General features: G+C 60.0%; 1 protein-coding gene. It reads left to right on the top strand.

The window, feature by feature from the left end; genetic code table 11:
- Window positions 1-1,094 (top strand): bifunctional 2-methylcitrate synthase/citrate synthase (prpC, locus tag AC1DRJ_RS29030; protein WP_477805160.1); only part of this gene is annotated, 1,094 nt, incomplete at both ends.

The following is a 1,094-nucleotide window of genomic DNA, read 5'->3' on the forward strand; positions in this document are numbered from 1 at the left end:
AAAGTACTCAGTGGCGCCGGGCTCCGTGGCCAGGTTGCCGGGCAAACCGCACTGTCCACTGTGGGCCAATCGGGCGCAGGCCTGACCTATCGTGGCTACGACGTTCGCGAACTGGCGGCTGACGCTCAGTTCGAAGAGGTCGCCTACCTGCTGCTGTACGGCGAACTGCCGAGCCAGGCGCAACTGGACGCCTACGTCAGCAAACTGAGCAAGCTGCGTGACCTGCCGCAAGCGTTGAAAGAAGTGCTGGAGCGCATCCCCGCCGACGCCCACCCGATGGACGTGATGCGTACTGGCTGCTCGTTCCTGGGCAACCTGGAGCCGGAGAACGATTTCTCCGAGCAGCACGACAAAACCGACCGTCTGCTGGCTGCATTCCCGGCGATCATGACTTACTGGTATCGCTTCAGCCACGACGGCAAGCGCATCAGCTGCGTCTCTGACGAGCCGTCGATCGGCGGTCATTTCCTGCACCTGCTGCACGGTGAAAAGCCGAGCGAGTTGCACGTCAAGGTAATGAACGTTTCGCTGATCCTCTACGCAGAGCACGAGTTCAACGCGTCGACGTTCACCGCACGTGTTTGCGCCTCCACCCTGTCGGATCTGTTCTCCTGCATCACCGCCGCTATCGGCTCGCTGCGTGGTCCACTGCACGGCGGCGCCAACGAAGCAGCGATGGAAATGATCGAGCGCTTCAGCTCGCCTGAAGCGGCGATCGAAGGCACCCTCGGCATGCTCGAGCGCAAAGACAAGATCATGGGCTTCGGTCACGCGATCTATAAGGACAACGATCCGCGCAACGAAGTGATCAAGGGCTGGTCGAAAAAACTCGCTGACGAAGTGGGCGACAAAGTGTTGTTCCCGGTTTCCGAAGCCATTGACAAGACCATGTGGGAGCAAAAGAAACTGTTCCCGAACGCCGACTTCTACCATGCCTCGGCGTACCACTTCATGGGCATTCCGACCAAGTTGTTCACCCCGATTTTCGTTTGCTCGCGCCTGACCGGTTGGGCTGCCCACGTGTTCGAACAACGTGCCAACAACCGCATCATCCGCCCGAGCGCCGAGTACACCGGCGTTGAACAGCGCAAGTT

Source organism: Pseudomonas sp. P5_B2 (assembly GCF_056400445.1).